Annotated in this window: 20 protein-coding genes and 1 tRNA gene; 13 read left to right on the plus strand and 8 right to left on the minus strand. The window is 64.0% G+C overall.

The window, feature by feature from the left end:
• Window positions 1-92: 92 nt before the first annotated feature.
• The 3 genes from B5X69_RS05750 to B5X69_RS05760 all read right to left on the minus strand — a co-directional run bounded on the left by B5X69_RS05750 (window position 93) and on the right by B5X69_RS05760 (window position 1,633).
• The gene (locus B5X69_RS05750) at window positions 93-353 is read right to left on the minus strand and encodes a hypothetical protein (protein WP_079637732.1); all 261 of its coding nucleotides are present in this window, start codon (window positions 351-353) and stop codon (window positions 93-95) included.
• A gap of 160 nt (window positions 354-513) precedes the next feature.
• Window positions 514-1,074 (minus strand): hypothetical protein, encoded by a 561-nt coding sequence (locus tag B5X69_RS05755; protein ID WP_079637733.1) that lies wholly within the window; start codon window positions 1,072-1,074, stop codon window positions 514-516.
• A 220-nt stretch (window positions 1,075-1,294) separates the two neighbouring features.
• A complete protein-coding gene (locus tag B5X69_RS05760; protein WP_139375674.1) occupies window positions 1,295-1,633 on the minus strand; it encodes a hypothetical protein in 339 nt (112 codons plus the stop codon).
• 475 nt (window positions 1,634-2,108) lie between these two features.
• On the opposite strand from B5X69_RS05760, the gene B5X69_RS05765 reads away from it, so the two are divergent.
• The 8 genes from B5X69_RS05765 to B5X69_RS21345 all read left to right on the plus strand — a co-directional run bounded on the left by B5X69_RS05765 (window position 2,109) and on the right by B5X69_RS21345 (window position 9,581).
• Window positions 2,109-2,981, plus strand: a complete 873-nt coding sequence (locus B5X69_RS05765; protein ID WP_079637735.1) for a universal stress protein — start codon at window positions 2,109-2,111, stop codon at window positions 2,979-2,981.
• A gap of 109 nt (window positions 2,982-3,090) precedes the next feature.
• The gene (locus B5X69_RS05770) at window positions 3,091-6,018 is read left to right on the plus strand and encodes a monovalent cation/H+ antiporter subunit A (RefSeq protein WP_079637736.1); all 2,928 of its coding nucleotides are present in this window, start codon (window positions 3,091-3,093) and stop codon (window positions 6,016-6,018) included.
• A complete protein-coding gene (locus tag B5X69_RS05775) occupies window positions 6,018-6,359 on the plus strand; it encodes a Na+/H+ antiporter subunit C (protein WP_079637737.1) in 342 nt (113 codons plus the stop codon). Before B5X69_RS05770 ends, B5X69_RS05775 begins: the two co-directional genes overlap by 1 nt.
• The gene (locus B5X69_RS05780) at window positions 6,356-7,954 is read left to right on the plus strand and encodes a monovalent cation/H+ antiporter subunit D (protein WP_079637738.1); all 1,599 of its coding nucleotides are present in this window, start codon (window positions 6,356-6,358) and stop codon (window positions 7,952-7,954) included. Before B5X69_RS05775 ends, B5X69_RS05780 begins: the two co-directional genes overlap by 4 nt.
• Window positions 7,951-8,433, plus strand: a complete 483-nt coding sequence (locus tag B5X69_RS05785; RefSeq protein ID WP_079637739.1) for a Na+/H+ antiporter subunit E — start codon at window positions 7,951-7,953, stop codon at window positions 8,431-8,433. The genes B5X69_RS05780 and B5X69_RS05785 overlap by 4 nt, the downstream gene beginning before the upstream one ends.
• Window positions 8,430-8,711 (plus strand): K+/H+ antiporter subunit F, encoded by a 282-nt coding sequence (locus B5X69_RS05790; RefSeq protein ID WP_079637740.1) that lies wholly within the window; start codon window positions 8,430-8,432, stop codon window positions 8,709-8,711. Before B5X69_RS05785 ends, B5X69_RS05790 begins: the two co-directional genes overlap by 4 nt.
• Entirely contained in the window at window positions 8,708-9,073 is a 366-nt protein-coding gene (mnhG, locus tag B5X69_RS05795) for a monovalent cation/H(+) antiporter subunit G (RefSeq protein ID WP_079637741.1), read from the plus strand. Before B5X69_RS05790 ends, mnhG begins: the two co-directional genes overlap by 4 nt.
• Before the next feature lie 310 nt (window positions 9,074-9,383).
• Window positions 9,384-9,581, plus strand: a complete 198-nt coding sequence (locus tag B5X69_RS21345) for a hypothetical protein (protein WP_176141521.1) — start codon at window positions 9,384-9,386, stop codon at window positions 9,579-9,581.
• Window positions 9,582-10,017: 436 nt separating this feature from the next.
• Here the strand turns inward: B5X69_RS21345 and B5X69_RS05805 are convergent, their stop codons facing one another.
• From B5X69_RS05805 to B5X69_RS05815, 3 genes are all read right to left on the minus strand, one after another.
• Window positions 10,018-10,395 carry a type II toxin-antitoxin system RelE/ParE family toxin gene (locus B5X69_RS05805; RefSeq protein WP_079637743.1) on the minus strand — a complete coding sequence of 126 codons (378 nt, stop codon included), beginning with the start codon at window positions 10,393-10,395 and terminating at the stop codon, window positions 10,018-10,020.
• Window positions 10,395-10,679: a type II toxin-antitoxin system ParD family antitoxin gene (locus tag B5X69_RS05810; protein ID WP_079637744.1), complete on the minus strand. Its 285-nt coding sequence runs from the start codon at window positions 10,677-10,679 to the stop codon at window positions 10,395-10,397. The genes B5X69_RS05805 and B5X69_RS05810 overlap by 1 nt, the downstream gene beginning before the upstream one ends.
• Window positions 10,680-10,928: 249 nt before the next feature.
• A tRNA-Arg gene (locus tag B5X69_RS05815) sits at window positions 10,929-11,005 on the minus strand.
• 151 nt (window positions 11,006-11,156) lie between these two features.
• Here B5X69_RS05815 and B5X69_RS05820 point away from each other — a divergent pair.
• A complete protein-coding gene (locus B5X69_RS05820; protein WP_079637745.1) occupies window positions 11,157-12,194 on the plus strand; it encodes a YeiH family protein in 1,038 nt (345 codons plus the stop codon).
• A 31-nt stretch (window positions 12,195-12,225) separates the two neighbouring features.
• On the opposite strand, the gene B5X69_RS05825 is transcribed toward B5X69_RS05820, so the two are convergent.
• Entirely contained in the window at window positions 12,226-13,050 is an 825-nt protein-coding gene (locus B5X69_RS05825) for a zinc-ribbon domain-containing protein (RefSeq protein ID WP_079637746.1), read from the minus strand.
• A gap of 168 nt (window positions 13,051-13,218) precedes the next feature.
• Here B5X69_RS05825 and ftsE point away from each other — a divergent pair, with 168 nt between their 5' ends.
• Genes ftsE through B5X69_RS05845 form a run of 4 tightly spaced genes read left to right on the plus strand, consistent with a single transcriptional unit; the run spans window position 13,219 to window position 16,122 of the window.
• Window positions 13,219-13,947: a cell division ATP-binding protein FtsE gene (ftsE, locus tag B5X69_RS05830; RefSeq protein WP_176141522.1), complete on the plus strand. Its 729-nt coding sequence runs from the start codon at window positions 13,219-13,221 to the stop codon at window positions 13,945-13,947.
• A gap of 4 nt (window positions 13,948-13,951) precedes the next feature.
• Window positions 13,952-14,857, plus strand: a complete 906-nt coding sequence (locus B5X69_RS05835; RefSeq protein WP_079637748.1) for a cell division protein FtsX — start codon at window positions 13,952-13,954, stop codon at window positions 14,855-14,857.
• Window positions 14,854-15,384 carry a YdcF family protein gene (locus B5X69_RS05840; RefSeq protein ID WP_079637749.1) on the plus strand — a complete coding sequence of 177 codons (531 nt, stop codon included), beginning with the start codon at window positions 14,854-14,856 and terminating at the stop codon, window positions 15,382-15,384. Before B5X69_RS05835 ends, B5X69_RS05840 begins: the two co-directional genes overlap by 4 nt.
• A 9-nt stretch (window positions 15,385-15,393) precedes the next feature.
• On the plus strand, window positions 15,394-16,122 hold the full coding sequence (locus B5X69_RS05845; RefSeq protein ID WP_079637750.1) for a lysophospholipid acyltransferase family protein: 729 nt from the start codon (window positions 15,394-15,396) through the stop codon (window positions 16,120-16,122).
• A 79-nt stretch (window positions 16,123-16,201) separates the two neighbouring features.
• Here B5X69_RS05845 and B5X69_RS05850 read toward each other — a convergent pair whose 3' ends face one another.
• Window positions 16,202-17,104: a prephenate/arogenate dehydrogenase family protein gene (locus B5X69_RS05850; RefSeq protein WP_079637751.1), complete on the minus strand. Its 903-nt coding sequence runs from the start codon at window positions 17,102-17,104 to the stop codon at window positions 16,202-16,204.
• Window position 17,105 lies beyond the last annotated feature (1 nt).

Genomic DNA, 17,105 nt, shown 5'->3' on the forward strand with positions numbered 1-17,105 from the left:
GCTCGGCATCGCATGGATCGCCGGCAGACGCATATTTGTCCGTCTGCGCTTGCAGCTGCGGCCCGGACCCTGGCGCCTTGCCGCGCCACGGGTCAGACGGGCGCCGAAACGAGATGAGATGCTGCCGTCCTCGTGTCGCTCGCATTTGCGGGTTGTGCTGACGAGCTTGCAGCGATCAGCCACGCCATCGCCGCGAAGGATAGGCAGGCCGAAACCAGCCAGCCGCGCCAGTTGCGTTCGGTGAATGCGAACATGAGGCTGTAAAGGCCCACGATCCCCGCAACGAGAACAAGCCCCAATATCTCTTCAAGCGTATAGGTCCAGCTCAACGACAGACCCGCCAGATTGGACATTTTCAAACTCCATCCTTTCATGGTGCGGCCCTCAATATTGTCCCCACGAGCCAGCACGTGGCTGCGAAAATCACGCTAAAGGCGATGATAAGAAGGAACCTGCTACGACATCGAAGGTTGAAGGGCCGGGCTTCCGGCCGCGGCCTCTGCGGAATGCGACTCATGGGTCCATCTCCTGCCTCTCGGCTGCTCTTGTGCGAGCACAGCGCTCATGGAGGGCGTTCACAAGCGCGAGCATCTCGCGTCGGACGGTGACGGGCGCCGCAATCCTGGGATCACACCACAGATCGCTGTAAAGATCCGCATAGGCTTCGAGAGTCTCGAGGGACCTGTCTGCTTCCCGCTCGAGACGTTCTTCGATTGCCTCGGCAATCTTGCAGGCGGGTCCGAGCGCGAGCGGCTGCCCCTTCCCATTTTGGAAGACGGCGCGTCGCTGCGCCTCCACCGCGAGCCGGCCAGGAGGGGTCGCAAAGAAATTATCAAGCGCAGCCTCGATCGCGGACGGCGCCGCCGGCCCAGCGATCAGCCGCAGGGCGACAGCCAGCAGTTGGTCCTCGGCAAGGACCGAATGTTCCAGCCGTTCGATTTCGGTCATCCCGCAATCCGATGGGGTCCGCAAGCGCGGGGCATCCACGGGATCGGCGAGCATCGCGCTTGCACGCGATGCAGCCTTTCGGATCAAAAGGCCAAACAGCGACTGCTGCGCCAAAAATATGTTCACGCAATATCTCCTTGTCAGGTGGCGGCCGGCCTCTCCTGAAAGACGGCCGAACCCGTACGAAAAAGGGCGAAGCTTTTGGGGGCTGAGCCCAGTGCGGCGGGGCCCTTCGATCGGATCGACGCCGCCTTCGGCCCCGATCCACGTCGATCCCTCTTCCGGCTTGCTCTTCAGGACGCGGCGCCGAAGCGATGCGGTCCGGCTCCGGTGATCGGCTTGGACGTCAGGCTGGCTCGAGCACCGACGCGGCGCTCCGCCAATAGGCGTCGACGCAGCGCGAGAGAAAACCGACGGGCGGTTCACCGACAATGTCCTTGAGCAGCGGCACAAGATTGTCGCCGAAGACGATAAAGGCCTTGCGCGGCAGCGCCTCGACCCCGCTGGAGGGGGCTTGCGAGCCTTCGTAGGCGGCGATCATCATTTCCAGCAATGTTGCGGCGGTTTGCGCGGCATCGTCGGGGGAAACCACCCCGGCCAATGCCGAGGCAGCCGCCTTGACGAGTTGCGCGCGGCGCGCTTGCAAAATGCCGAAGGCTTCAGCCTCAGACACCAAATGGCTCATGGAAAACTCCGGGCGCACAGGCGCCATTTCCGACCCGCTGGGCTGCGGGCCGCAATCTATCGAATGTGCGAAAGGCCGGGAGAACAGCCCGGCGAGAGCCTCGGGGTCGGCGTAGCCCTGCGCCTCAGGCAGGGCGCCGCCGCGCCGAGGCCACGCCACGCGTGAGCAGGCTGCCAGCATGAGCCAGGAAACGAAGTGCCGAAAAACACATCATAGAATTTCCTATAGCATGCGCCGGCGAAACGACCAAATTGCACGCGATGTCACATAGCGGCGCGGTACATGCGTTTGACTTCCGGCCAACCGGCCCCCAACGTGTCGGCATGCAAGCCCCTTTTCCCCTGCTCTGCGTCGCTTGCGACCCAAGATTTTCCGGACACCGCCTTCGATTGCGTCGCAGGTCGGCGCAACGCCGTGCTATGCGGAGGGCGAACGTCACCGCGCCGCAAGAGATGGGCGCGCAGAAGGAAGAAGAATGACGAACATGAACGATCATTCCGGGGAACAGCCGAAGGTCATTCTTCTCGCCACCGACCTCAGTTGCCGATGCGACCGCGCCCTCGACCGCGCGATTGCGATGGCGGGCGAATGGAACGCCCGTTTGATTGCGGCGACAATCGTCGAACCCGGCCCCGAGCATATGCTCGAGCCGAGGGGACGAAGGCGCCCCGTGTCACCGGCCCGGCGCGCGCGCCGGACACTGGAGTCGCATCTGGCAGCCAGCGGCGTCGCGGCGGACATCCTTGTAGCGAGCGGCGACCCAGCCGCCGAACTGCAGTCGATTGCAGTGAAAGAAGGCTGCGATCTGGTCATTGTAGGTGTCGGCCGGAGCGCCATCCTGGGTAGCCTCCTGCTCGGGGGCACCGCAAAGCGGTTGATCCGGACCCTTTCGGTTCCCCTGCTGGTCGTGCACGATCGACCCGCTGGTCCTTACCGCAACATCATCGTTGCAACCGACCGCTCGCCTGGGGCGCGGGAGGCGCTGCTTGCCTCGGCAAGCTTGTTCCCGCGCGCGCGCCTTACGCTGTTCCACGCCCACGATGTTCCCTCTGCGGCAGCTCCCGCAGACCTCGAAACCGATTATGATCTGCGCTCTCACATGCTCGCGGAGATCGTCGCGGATCCGCGCATAAGCGACGATCTTGCAGCGCGCCTCGATCTCGTGGTGGAGACCGGCGCTGTCGAACGCCTCATCAGCGAGTTTGCCGAAGACCATTTCGCGGATCTCACGGTCGTTGGAAGCCATGGCCACGGCGTTCTCTTTGAAGCGATCATCGGCAGCACCGAAAGGAAGCTGCTCGAGAACCATTCGGGCGACCTTCTCATCGTCGGCAGCGCTGACAAATAGCAAACCGCGGCCGTGCCCCGCACGCAGGCCACTCGCGGTCTTGCCTTGACGCGGTGCGCCTCTCTAAGACGAAAATTATCTCGCGAGCCGCAGGAGCCTGTCACACCCGATGAATGACCCGCGCTACCTTTTGGCGGTGGTGAGCCTTCCCTTTTTAGGCAGCATGATTGCGGCTGCCCTGCCGCAGGCGGGGCGGAATTGGGCTTCTGCCCTCGCCGGCACCATCGCTCTTGCCGGAGTCGGGCTGCTTGCTGCCTTCTACCCCGCTATCGCGGGAGGCGAGATCGTGCGTCTCGAAGCCGCCTGGCTTCCCTCGCTCGGCCTCCAGTTCACGCTGAGGCTCGACGGTTTTACGTGGCTCTTCGCCTTGCTGGTGCTCAGCATGGGCGCGCTGGTGATCCTCTATGCCCGCTACTACATGTCGCCGAAGGATCCCGTTCCGCGCTTCTTCGCCTTCCTCCAGGCTTTCATGGGCGCGATGCTCGGCATCGTCCTCTCGGGCAATCTGATCCAGCTCGCTTTTTTCTGGGAGCTGACCAGCCTCTTTTCCTTCTTGCTCATCGGCTATTGGCATCACAATCAGGCCGCTCGCGACGGCGCCCGAATGGCCCTGATCGTGACCAGCCTCGGCGGCGTCTGTATGCTCATCGGCTTCCTGCTGCTCGGCCGGATCACGGGCAGTTACGACGTCGACACCGTGCTAGCGGCGGGATCGACCGTCCGGGCGCACGGCGCCTATCTGCCGGTGCTGATCCTTATCCTGCTCGGCGCATTTACGAAAAGCGCGCAGGTTCCGTTCCACTTCTGGCTGCCGCACGCGATGGCCGCGCCGACGCCGGTGTCGGCCTATCTTCACTCCGCGACGATGGTGAAGGCGGGCATTTTTCTTCTCATCCTCCTGTGGCCCGTCCTTTCGGGAACCGAAAGCTGGTACCTCATTGTCACAACCGCAGGCCTTGCGACCTTGCTCGTGGGAGCATGGTCCGCGATCTTTCAGCAGGATCTCAAAGGCCTCCTCGCCTATTCGACGATCAGTCATCTCGGGCTCATCACCCTTCTTCTGGGATTGGGCAGCCCGCTCGCCGCGGTCGCTGCCATTTTCCACACGCTCAATCACGCGACCTTCAAGGCTTCGCTATTCATGGCAGCCGGCATCATCGACCACGAAACCGGGACGCGCGACCTGAGGCGCCTCAGCGGTCTCGCCCGGTTCATGCCGATCACCGCAACGCTCGCGATGGTCGCCGCGGCTGCCATGGCCGGTGTCCCGCTACTCAACGGATTTCTGTCGAAGGAGATGTTTCTTGCCGAAGCTCTCGAGGCGCACAGCGGGACGATACTCGATGCCGCCCTTCCCATTTTGGCTACCCTCGCAAGCGCGTTCAGCGTCTTTTATTCGATCCGCTTCATTCACCAGTCATTCTTCGGACCGCCGCCCGTGGACCTTCCCCATTCCCCCCGCGAGGCGCCGCACTGGATGCGCTTTCCGATCGAGATACTCGTGCTTGCATGCCTGCTCGTGGGTATCCTGCCCGGCCTCACGATCGGGCCCCTTCTCGCGCTCGCCGTGGGTGCCGTCTTGGGTGAACAAACGCCGGCTTACAGCCTCGCGGTCTGGCACGGGTTCAACCCGCCGCTGCTCATGAGCCTCATCGCACTGGTCGGGGGAGCGCTTGCTTATGGGCGCTACGGCGCGCGCCTTAATGCTGTGGAGCGCTCGCCGCTCATCGGCCGCCTGAAAGCCCGGCGCACCTTCGAAGCGGCGCTGGCGGCCATCATCGACTGGGCGCGAACGCTTCAGGACCTGCTCGGTACGACCAAATTGCAAGTCCAGTTGCGGCTTCTGATCGGAACGGCGATCCTGGTTGGAACCTTGCCGTTTCTTTTCCTCGACTACCGCCCGGGCTCGCAACCGGTGGCCTTGATCGATCCGGTGTTTGCCCTGCTGTGGACCATCGGCTCGCTCTGCGCCGTCGGCGCGGCATGGCAGGCCAAATTCCACCGTCTCGTCGCGTTGTCGTTGATCGGCGGGGCAGGCCTCGCCACCTGCATCAGCTTCATCTGGCTTTCCGCGCCCGACCTTGGTCTTACGCAGTTGCTTGTCGAGATCATCACCCTCGTGCTCCTCTTGCTCGGTCTTCGATGGCTGCCGCTGCGCCAGCCCGATATCTGGCCCGAGGCGCGCACACCCTGGAGCGTTCGCCTGCGCCGCAGCCGCGACCTGCTGCTTGCAGTTTCGGGCGGCATCGGAATGGCCGCACTCTCCTATGCGATGATGACGCGGCCGAGCGCCCCGAGCATTTCGCGCTATTTTGTCGAGAATGCGTACCCGGGCGGCGGCGGAGCCAATGTGGTCAACGTCATTCTCGTCGATTTTCGCGGCTTCGATACGCTCGGCGAAATCACCGTGCTCGCCATCGTCGCGCTGACGGTGTTCACGCTGCTCAGGCGTTTCCGGCCGGCACCCGAGAGCGTCGAGCTGCCGCATCAGCAGCAGCGCCAGAACGACTTCGACCGCGACGACGAGGAGCGCTCGCACGGCGACACGCTCATCCATTATCTCTTCGTTCCGCGGATCATCATGCAATGGCTGTTCCCCGTGATCCTGACCTTTGCCATCTATCTGCTGATGCGCGGGCACGACCTGCCGGGCGGCGGCTTTGCAGGCGGGGTGACCGCCTCGATCGCCATTCTCCTCCTCTATATGGCAGGGGGGACGCGATGGGTCGAAGCCCACCTCGATATCCGTCCGCTTCGCTGGATCAGCCTCGGCTTGCTGCTCGCGGTCGGAACCGGCATCGCGGCATGGATCGGCGGCTACCCCTTCCTCACCAGCCATTTCAGCTATCTTAGGATCCCACTCATCGGCGACATCCCCATCGCCAGCGCGCTGCTTTTCGACATCGGCGTTTTCGCCGTCGTCGTCGGTACGACCGTGCTGATCTTGATCGCGCTCGCGCACCAGTCGATCCGGTCTCCGCTCAAGAGAAAGGGGGAGGCCGAGAGACACCCCTCGCCTGCGGATGGGACGGCCTGATGGAAATCGTCCTCTCGCTTGCCATCGGCATCCTCACCGCGTCGGGGCTCTGGCTCTTGTTCCGCCCGCGCACCTTCCAGGTGATCCTTGGACTCTCGCTGCTCTCCTATGCCGTCAATCTCTTCATCATAGCGGCTGGACGCCTGCGCACCGACGCCCCCCCGATCGTGGGCAAAGGCGCGGCGGATCCGGCGGCCTATGCCGATCCCGTGCCTCAAGCGCTGGTGCTGACCGCCATCGTCATCTCGTTCGCCACGACCGCGCTGCTTCTCGTCGTGCTGATGGCCTCGCGCGGTTTGACGGGTACCGACCATGTCGATGGGGAGGATGGGGAGGCGTGACGGGCTGGCTTGCACATCTGGTCATCGTCCCCATCCTGCTGCCGCTGGTGGCGAGCGCGTTCATGCTCTCGATGGACGAGCGCCGCCGAACCGCCAAGCGGATCTTGAGCCTCGGCGTCTCCGCGCTTCTGGTCGGGGCTGCCGCCCTCCTCTTATGGTCGGCGCGCGAAAGCGGGCCTGTCGCCTACCGGATCGGTGATTGGCCGTCGCCCTTCGCCATCACGCTGGTCGCGGATCGCCTGTCGGCGATGATGTTGCTGCTGACCAGCATCCTCGGCTTTACGTCTCTTTTCTATGCCACCGCGCGCTGGGATCGATCGGGGCCGCGTTTCCACGCGCTGTTCCTGCTGCTCTTGATGGGAATCAACGGCGCTTTCCTCACCGGCGACATCTTCAATCTTTTCGTCTTTTTCGAAGTCCTGCTCGCGGCCTCCTATGGGCTCATCCTGCATGGATCGGGCACCGAGCGGACCAGCGCCAGTCTTCATTATATCGCCATCAATATCGCCGCCTCGCTGCTGTTCCTCGTTGGCGTTGCGCTCCTTTATTCGGTCACCGGTACCCTCAATATGGCTGATCTTGCGGTCAGCCTCAGTTCGGCGGCCGACGAGAATCTGGCCCTCCTGGAGGCCGGCGCCGCAATCCTCGGCGTGGCCTTTCTGGTCAAAGCGGGCATCTGGCCCCTCTGCTTCTGGCTGCCGCGGACCTATGCGGCCGCCTCGCCTCCGGTCGCGGCGGTATTCGCTATCATGACCAAGGTTGGCATCTACGTCATCCTGCGCCTGTCGTTCCTGCTCTTCGGGAAGGATTCGGGAGGCGCTGCAGGCTTTGCCAACGACGCACTGCTCTACGCGGGGCTCGCGACGATGGTATTCGGCATCGTCGGTATCCTTGCCGCGCGTCATTTGACCCGCATTGCAGGTCATTATGTTCTCGTATCGTCGGGCATATTGCTATCCGCGATCGGAATCGGCGGCGAAGCGCTTACAGCCGCGCTGCTCTTCTATCTCGTCAGTTCAACGCTCGCGGTCAGCGCGCTCTACCTCCTTATCGAACCCGTGGAGCGTCACGCCGACGAAGCGGATATAATCGAGGGCATCTCCGAGCCGGTCTTCGACGACGAATATGTCGGTGCCATCGAGGAGGAGGAAACCGAAGAGGGCGTCATCATACCGGGAACGATCGCGATTTTGGGTGGCGGGTTCATTTTCTGCGCCTTGCTTCTTGCCGGGCTTCCCCCCTTGTCGGGCTTCATCGCAAAATTCGCGCTCATCGATGCGCTGTTCCGCCACGTCTCCATTGCTCTCTCGCATTGGGCATTAATTGCCCTCATCATCCTGTCAGGACTGGCGACGACGATTGCCATGACGCGTGCCGGGATCGATCGCCTCTGGACGCCCGGGGAGGATTCTCCGTCGCGCCTCAGTCTTGTCGAGGTGACGCCGATCGGTCTCCTTCTCACAGTATGCCTGACGTTGATGCTCGCGGCCGGCCCCGCCATGGATTTCATGCAAGCCACTGCCGGCGCGCTTCATGACCCCGGCAGCTATATCGAAGCGGCGGGGCCTGCCGTGCAGGGAGGCGGCGCACGATGAACCGCCTCTTTCCATATCCTGTGCTGACCCTGGCGCTCTTCGTCATGTGGATCCTGCTCACCGGCTTTTCGCCGGGCCACGTGCTCCTCGGCGGCCTGGTCGCGGCGTTAGTCTCGCGCACGATGCTCTCGCTTAAGCCCGAACCCACCGGCTTCCGGCCGAGTTTGGCGATATTCCGTCTTGCAGGCCTGGTCCTGGCGGATATCGTGCGGTCCAACTTTGCGGTTGCCCGGATCATATTGTTCAAGCCTGCCGAGCGCCACTCGGGCTTTCTTCACCTGCCGGTGGAGCTTCGCAATCCTTATGCTCTCGCCGTACTGGCGGTCATTATCACGGCAACACCCGGGACGCTCTGGGTGCAGCATGACGCGCGGCGGCACGTCATCCTTATCCATGTGCTTGATCTGATCGACGAGGAGACATGGATAAGGTTCATCAAGGATCGTTACGAACGGCTTCTTCTGGAGATTTTCGAATGAGCACGTTGTTTCTCGCGCTCGTCATCACCTCCTCGCAGATCCTCCTTGGACTTTCGATGCTGTGCGCCACCTATCGCATGGCGCGCGGACCGCGAGCACAAGACCGTGTGCTCGGCCTCGATGCGCTTTATCTGGGGGCGACGCTGCTTCTCGTTACTTACGGGATCCAGACCGGGAGAAGCCTCTATTTCGAAGCAGCGCTGGCCATTGGCCTCCTGGGATTTGCAGGAACGGTCGCGCTCGCCAAGTTTCTGATGCGGGGAGAAGTGATCGAATGATTCAGGGACCGGACCTTCCGACCTGGGCAGCAGTGATCGTCGGCCTCCTCCTGCTGACAGGAGCCACGACGACACTCATCGGAACCTTGGGCTTGCTTCAGCTGAAGAGCTTTTATGAGCGGGTGCACGCTCCGACACTGGGGACCACGCTCGGCGCCGCCCTGATCCTCGCCGCATCGATGGTGAGTTTCTCGGTCCTTCAATCGCGCCCCGTCATTCATGAAATCCTGATTGGCGTTTTCGTCACGCTGACAACGCCTGTCACGCTCATGCTTCTGGCACGAGCTGCGATCTACCGAGATAGAAGCGAGGGGGCCTCGCGCGTGCCCACGGACGGGCCACGCAGAACACCGCCCGCATAACAGCATGTGCCCGCGGCCAGAACGCCAACAAGCATCACCTTGCACCTGCTCACCGAATCCCCAATTGGCGGCGTGACCAGGTCCGACGGGATCGGCGGGACTGGTTTTCAAGAAGAATGACAGCGATACCAATATTGTCCATCTCTCGACCAGACCGGTCATCCACGGGCTCATCGCGTCGGACCCTTTGGGTGCGCACCGAGTTCGCGCTGCGGCTCCGACGGTAACTGCGAATGCGCGGCGATACCCAGTGCAAAGCCGGACAGCACTGCGGCAGAATCGATCCCCATTTCAGGATCGTCCGATTCCGGTGCTCGCGAAGCCCCGGCAGGAAGAAGCCCCGCTACTCGACATGCTCCTGTTCCGGCGCGCTAGCGGTGTCTCGCTCTTCCTCAAGGGGAAGCAGCACGACGTTGTCGCGCTTTCGCTCGCGAGCGCGATCGATCAGCAGATTCTGTGCGGCGCGGCGAAGGAAACCGCCGGGATTGAGGCTCGCACCGCCTTCTGACGGACCGCACACGCTCGCTCCTTCGGCGACGGCGCCCGGCGCATTGTGGCAAGCTGACGAAACCGACAACGGCGGACGCCCGGTCCCGTCAATCGAAGGAAGAAATGGACACAATGATGATCCGCACGGCACGACCAACAGTGCCGGTCGAAACCAGCCTGTGTCGTCATCCAGCGCTGCGCCGCCGTTCAGGCGCCGCATTGGGCTCCCTCGTCCGGTTCGACCGCCCGTCCTGCACGGACTGGCGTTCATAATGCCTGGCAGGGTCTCCACGCGGCGGCTGCCAGTTGCGCGCCACGCAACGGAAATCATGTCAATATCGAAATAAAGAGACAAGCCGAACGCTGCAATCGACGGCTGAGCATTGCAATCACCGGCGTGAAGACCAGACCGAGTCATTCGCTCGATAAATCAATCGGCCCTCTCACTGCGGGCGTCAGTCGCTCGGCGGAAATGTGATTGCCGGATCGATGTGACGATGCAACTCCATCGCATCGTGCAACACGCGGAGGATACCGACCACATCGTCGCCGATGAGCGCATAGAGCAGAAGATGCCGAGGCCGCCGCACCGCGAGGCCGTCCACCTTGGCGCGCTCGCGGCTTAGCCGGAGATGCCAGGAACGAATGTCGTCGCCAAGTTCGCGCCGCGCCGCGCTTCCGGGTCGGGTAGGACTTTCGGCGAGATCGCGCAGCGCAGACCGCATCAACCTGTCATAGCGTTCGCGCGCCGCGGGTCCGAACTCGCGTTCCGAATGTTCCAGAATCTCGATTATGTCGGCTTCAGCGGCGGCGGTAAGGCGGATAGTCCGCATCAGACGCGCGCGCGCCGGCCTGCCTCGTCGCTCAACCTCGCCATCAGCGCGTCGATGCCGTGAGGCTCGATATCGGTGAAGCGGCCCGTCGCCAGATCGGCTAGGCCGACTTGTGCGGCTTGGCGCAAGGCTTCAAGTTTGATTTCATCCTCGCGCTCGCGCTGCTCGACGAGCCGCAGACCTTCGCGCAGCACTTCGCTCGCATTCTGATAACGACCGGACTCGACCAGCGTTTCGATCACGTCCTGCTGGTGATCAGTCAGAACCACGTTTCGCGTCGGCATAGCTGAACCTCTCTCGATTGCGCTGGAGCTTTCATAGCATAATTGGCATATTATGCCAATGAGCTGCGCCGCTCACTTCTTTCGTTCATCGAAGATAGCGTTGAGATAGGCCGCGATGCCCGCCGTCCCTTCGGGCGGAAACTCGGACATCTGCGGCCATTTCGGCACGAAACGGGTGTTTCAGCTTGAAGAAACAGTAGCGGAGAGCAGTCAAATCTACCATGAGCCACTGATTTTATTGGTAGATTTTGGCGCACCCGACAGGATTCGAACCTGTGGCCTTCGCCTTCGGAGGGCGACGCTCTATCCAGCTGAGCTACGGGTGCCGGTAGAGCGCGCCCTTAGCAAGCCAGGATCGCGCCAGCAATCGAATAACGATCCCGATTGCGCATTGCGTATCGGTAGCAGGATGTGCAAAACGCGGCTGCGCCGAACCCTGGGGGACTGTGCGTGGCAATTTCCGAACAGCGCTGGCCGATGGCAGCCGACCTCTATGGAGAGTTGCAGCTCGAGACGGCGCACCCTGCCACGCGGCGTTGGCGCGACTATCTGCCCGGCGGGCTCGTCACCGCGATTGCTGCGCTTGCCGCCGCATGGCTCGCCGATCATTATGCCGTGCCAATCGTCCTGATGGGCCTTCTCATAGGCCTTGCACTCTCCTTCCTGTCGCAGGATCGTCGTACGCACGCGGGGCTCGATCTGATGTCGCAGACCGCGCTGCGCGTCGGCATCGTCCTTGTCGGCGCGAGGATTACCGCCTTGCAGCTCTCCGAGCTCGGCCCGCGCCCCTTCGCATTGCTCCTCCTCATCATGCTCGCCGTCATTGTGACCACCGTCGTGAGCGCACGATGGTTCCACCAGGACCGCCACGCCGCGCTGCTCGCTGGCGGAGCGACCGCGATCTGCGGTGCCTCGGCCGCACTTGCCCTCTATTCGCTGGTCGGGGACAAGCGCGTCGATCAGGCGCGCTTCACACTGACTCTTGTCGGCATCACGGTCGCGAGCGCGCTCGCGATGACGCTTTACCCCGTGCTCGCGGCGCAGTTCGGCCTTTCCGACACACAGGCAGGCTTCCTGATCGGCGCATCGATCCACGACGTCGCGCAAGCAATCGGCGGCGGCTTCTCTTTCTCGCAGCAGGCTGGAGAGGTTGCGACGATCGTCAAGCTCACGCGCGTCGCGCTGCTGGCGCCGATGCTGATGCTCGTCGGTCTCTGGCTCGGCCGCAGCGGCGTTACGGCCACAGCCAAAGCGCGCATTCCGCTGCGTCTGCCCTGGTTCATCCTCGGCTTCCTCGCGCTTGCCGCTTTCAATTCGCTCATGCCCCTCCCCGGGCCACTGCGGGACGGGGCCGCGACCATGGCGCACGCCCTGCTGCTCCTCGCAATCGTCGCCACAGCGATGAAGGCGCGGCTGCATCTGCTTCTTGATCAAGGCTGGCGCAGCTTCGCGCCAATCATCACCGCGACGGTGACCAGCTTTGCGCTGTCCCTCGCTGCCGCATTGAGCCTGTGACGCCGTGACGTCACGATAACGCCGCGAATGTTCAGCCTTTTGGCAGCGCCCAGCTCACCGTCAGCTGGGTCGCTCGGCGGGGGATATCGAGCTTGGCTTCGCTGAAATTGACTTTCTCGTTTGGCGGCAATGTCCGCACGGGCGGCTTGATCGTCCAGCTATAGACGATCGTCCCCTGCGCGTCGCGCAGCTCAGCAAGGATTGGCGGTACGCGCTGCTCGCGGTCGGTCGGGTTGATGATCACCCCCGACGCTGCGAAATAGATGGTGCCGTCGGCGAGTTCGCGATGGTCCTGATTGGGGGGAAGCTCAATGACAAGGTCGGGCTCATCGATCGCGCCGGGCAGCCCGAGCCCCTGCGCCCAGCTCGGCAAACCGAAGTAGAGGAGCGCACCCGTCGCGCTGACCATCAGCACAGCCGCGCTCGCGGCGATCATCGTCCATCGTTTGGCCGGGTTGCGGCGCGGCCGGCGAAAGGGCAGCGGTTCGTCGGAAGGAAAGGCGGGCGCCGGCCTCGACGCCGGTTCCGCCGCTGCGGCGAAGGCTTCAGGCGGAGGGGGCGGCGAGGCGACGACCTCGTCGATGGCCTCTGCAGCGGGCGGCATCGGAGGCGGTGCGACCGGCGCCGGCGACGGCCCGTCATCCGTTCCTCGCACCGGATCGGGGCTTGGTGACGGGGAGCGGGCAGCGTCCGCGTCTTGCGCGCGTGGACCGGGCGAAACGGCCGGAGCGGCTGCTGCAGGCTCCTGGAACCAGCTGTGGCGGCAATTGGCACAGCGTACGGTGCGGCCATTGGGTCCAATCGCCGTATCGGGCACAACATAGCGGGTATGGCAGGACGGACAGGCGAGGATCATGACCTCCTCTAAACACGCTGCGCCCCGCGCTGGCAAGCGCCGCGTCACTCTCCCGCGGGCGGATAGGCGCTTGTCCTCGCTGAAGAGCCGTGTAACAGCCAAGGACATGAGCGTGGAGGCTCCCCTGTATTTCCGGCCAGCAGCGCGTCGCTGCATGTGGTTGACGCCATGACGGACGCAGCAGCTCCCCGTCCGGGCGGGCCGATGGTCGAGTTCGACAGCGTCGGCCTGCGCTACGGCCCCGATGCCGAGATTCTGTCCGACATCAGCTTCAACCTGCAGCCGGGAAGCTTCTACTTTCTCACAGGGCCGTCAGGTGCAGGGAAAACGTCGCTCCTCAAGATGCTCTATCTGGCGCAGCGGCCGAGCCGCGGGATCGTGCGGCTGTTCGGCGAAGACCTCGTCTCCATGCCGCGTCACCGCCTCCCCGGATTTCGGCGGCGCATCGGCGTCGTCTTTCAGGATTTCCGTCTGATCCCCCACCTGTCGGCGCGCGACAATATCGCGCTGCCGCTGCGCATCGCCGGGGTGAGCGAAGAGGATCTCGCCGGCCCGGTCGGCGAGATGCTGAGCTGGATCGGGCTCAGCGAGCGGGCCGAGGCGCGCCCCGCGACGCTATCGGGCGGCGAGCAGCAGCGCGTCGCAATCGCCCGCGCGGTGATCGCGCGCCCCCAATTGCTCGTGGCCGACGAGCCTACGGGTAACGTGGACCCTGATATGGCAATGCGACTTTTGGGACTGTTCGAGGCCCTCAACCGACTTGGCACTACCGTCGTCGTCGCAACGCACGACATCCACCTGATCAGCCGTATCGACAATGCGCAGATGATGCGGCTCGAAAAGGGGCGGCTCGCTGATCCGACTGGCGCGCTGCGCTATCCGCCAAATCGGGCGTGACGTCATGATCATCCCGCGCGTTCCAATCCAGCACCGCCGCCTGCTCCCAGACCGCCGCCTGTCAGGACCGACCCCGTGGGTCATCGCGATCCTGATGATGCTGACGCTGCTCGCAGCTGCGGCCGGCATCGGGCTTGCCCGTTCGGCCAATGCGATCGGCGACGCGATCGCGGGGCGGGTAACGGTGCAGATCGTCACCCCCAATCCGGTCACCCGCGCCGAGCAGGCCTTGGCGCTGCGTCGCGCCGCCGCCACCGAGCCCTACGTTCGCGCCGCACGGGCAGTCGAGCCGGCCGAACTGCTTGCAACGCTTGGCCAATGGTTTGGCGGCGAGAATGGCGACGACCCCGTGCTCAAGTCGTTGCCCCTGCCCGCCCTGGTCGACGTCGATTTCGTGGGCGGCGAGCGTGCCCGACAGCTTGAGCAGTTGCGCGCGCTGGTCGCCGAGATCGCGCCAGGCGCCCGGATCATTCCGCACGCCGAGTGGCTAGGCCCGGTCGCGCGGCTAATCCGTTCGCTCGCCTGGGTCGCGGGCGCGCTGGTGGTACTGATGGTTCTTGCCAGCGCGGCAGTGGTCATCATGACCGCGCGCGCGGCGCTCGGCACCCACTATGCAACGATTGAGATGTTGCACCTGATCGGCGCAACCGACCGTCAGATCGCGCGACTTTTCCAGCGCCGCATCGCGATCGACACCGCCTATGGCATCGCGCTCGGCACTGCGGTTGCAGCAGCGATATTGCTGCTCATCGGCTGGCAATGGGCGAGGGTGACCGCGGGGCTTGCCGCCACCGCGTCCCTGGGCGCCACAGGCTGGGCGCTCTTGCTGGCGCTGCCGCTATTGGCTATCGCGCTGGCTGCTTTGACGGCGCGCCAGACGCTGCTCGCCGCGCTCAAGAAGATTTTATGATCAAGCGCCTGATTTCCCTCCTCTTCCTGGTCTGGGTGCTCGGCTTCGCCTGGTTCGCGCTGCTGCCGCCGATGCCGGCGCCGCCGCAGACGACCGATGCGATTGTCGTGCTGACCGGCGGACCTGGGCGGATCGACCGCGCACTCGAGCTTCTGGAGAAGGGACAGGCGAAGCGGCTCTTGATCAGCGGTGTCGCCCGCGAGGTGAAGCCGCGCGAACTCGCCGCGGAATATGAACGGCCGCAAAAGCTGTTCGATTGCTGCATCGCGCTCGGCTTTGAGGCCGAGGATACGCGCTCGAACGCAACCGAGGTCGCAAGCTGGGTTGCGCGGCGCAACTACAGGACGGTACGCCTGGTGACCACCGACTGGCACATGCGCCGCGCCGAATATGAGATCGGCCGCGCGGTGGGCGATACGGTGACGATTATCCCCGACGCGGTACGCAGCCGTCCGACCTTCTCGACGCTGTTCCGCGAATATCACAAATATCTGGCGGGACTGGCGGGCGGCCTCCTCGGGCTGTAAGCCCCGCCCGTGAACTATACTATCGCCCTTCTCCGCTCGATCCTGTTCTGGCTCGCCTTCGTCCTCGCCAGTACCATCTGCTCGATCGGCGCGGTCGTCGCGCTGCCGATATCGCATCACGCGACGCGTGCATTCGTGCGCGGTTGGGCCGCTTTCCATCGGCTGATATGCCGGGGTATCCTCGGGCACCGGATCAATGTCGAAGGCGCGATGCCTGACACACCCGTCCTCTATGTCTTCAAGCATGAGGGGGCGTTCGAAACAATCGAACAGCCCTTGCTGTTCCGCTGGCCCGCGGTCTTCGCAAAAGAGGAGCTCTTCTCGATACCGGTCTGGGGACAAGCGGCGCGCTTCTACGGCCTCATCCCGGTCGACCGCGACGGCGGGGGCAAGGCGATGCGCGCGATGCTCTCCGCCGCAAAGGCAGCGCTCGACGCGGGCCGCCCGCTCGTGCTCTTCGCGGAAGGCACGCGCGTCCCGCATGGGCTCGCGCCGCCGCTCCGCGCCGGCTTTGCCGGTATGTACCGCTTGCTCGGCGTGCCCGTGATCCCGGTCGCGGTGAACAGCGGGATCGCCTACCCGCCCCACCGCTGGGTCAAATGGCCCGGCACGATCACCTACAAGATCGGCGAAACGATCCCTGCGGGTCTTCCTCGCGAAGAGGCCGAGGCGCGCGTCTGGCGCGCGATCAATGCGCTCAATCCGCCCGAGGCGCTGGAGCAGCCAGCCTCATCATAACTCCGTTCGCGTTGAAAAGGCGGGAAGCCCGCACGGTTCCCGGCGCCCTCTGCTCGGCGGGCGCCTTTTTTGTTTCGTCCTAATGCTTCCGGCCGAAGTCGGGCGCCGGATCATCCTGACCTTCGGCGATGATGGAGCGACGGATCGCACGGGTCCGCGTAAACCACGCCTCAAGCTTGTCGCCGTCGCCGCGGCGGATGGCCTGCTGGAGCACCGTTAGATCTTCGTTGAAGCGCTGCAGCGTTGCAAGCACCGCGTCCTTATTCGCGAGGAAGACGTCGCGCCACATCACAGGGTCACTCGCCGCGATGCGCGTGAAATCGCGAAAGCCCCCCGCGGAATATTTGATCACTTCGCTCTCGGTCACTTCCTCAAGTTCGCTTGCGGTGCCGACGATCGTATAGGCGATCAGGTGCGGCAAATGGCTCGTCACCGCAAGCACCATGTCGTGATGCTCGGCGTCCATCGTGTCGACGGTCGCGCCGAGCGCTTGCCAGAAGCCGGTCAGCGCGGTGACAGCATCCCCCGGCGCATCGGGGGCGGGAGTGATAATGCACCAGCGCCCTTCGAACAGCGTCGCAAAGCCCGCGGCCGGACCGCTGTTCTCGGTCCCCGCCACCGGGTGCGCCGGGATGACGAGGTGACCGGGCAGCGCCGCGCGCAGCGCCGCGCCCACTCCGGCCTTCGAAGAGCCGACGTCAGAGATGATCGTGTGCTGCGCAAGCCCCGGCGCCATGGCGCGTGCCGCATCGGCCATACCGCCGACAGGCACGGCCAGAATAACAAGGTCCGCGTCCCTCACCGCATCTGCTGCATCGTCTGCTAGGCGGTCACAAAAGCCGAGCAAGCGCGCCTCGTCCCGCACGTCGGCGCTGACATCGTAGCCGGTCACTGCCACGTCCGGCAACCGAGCCTTGACCGCGCGTGCGATCGAGGAGCCGATCAGCCCGAGCCCGATGACCGCAAGACGTTCGATCGCCATC

Source organism: Sphingopyxis flava, assembly GCF_900168005.1.
In the GTDB taxonomy this organism is placed as follows: domain Bacteria; phylum Pseudomonadota; class Alphaproteobacteria; order Sphingomonadales; family Sphingomonadaceae; genus Sphingopyxis; species Sphingopyxis flava.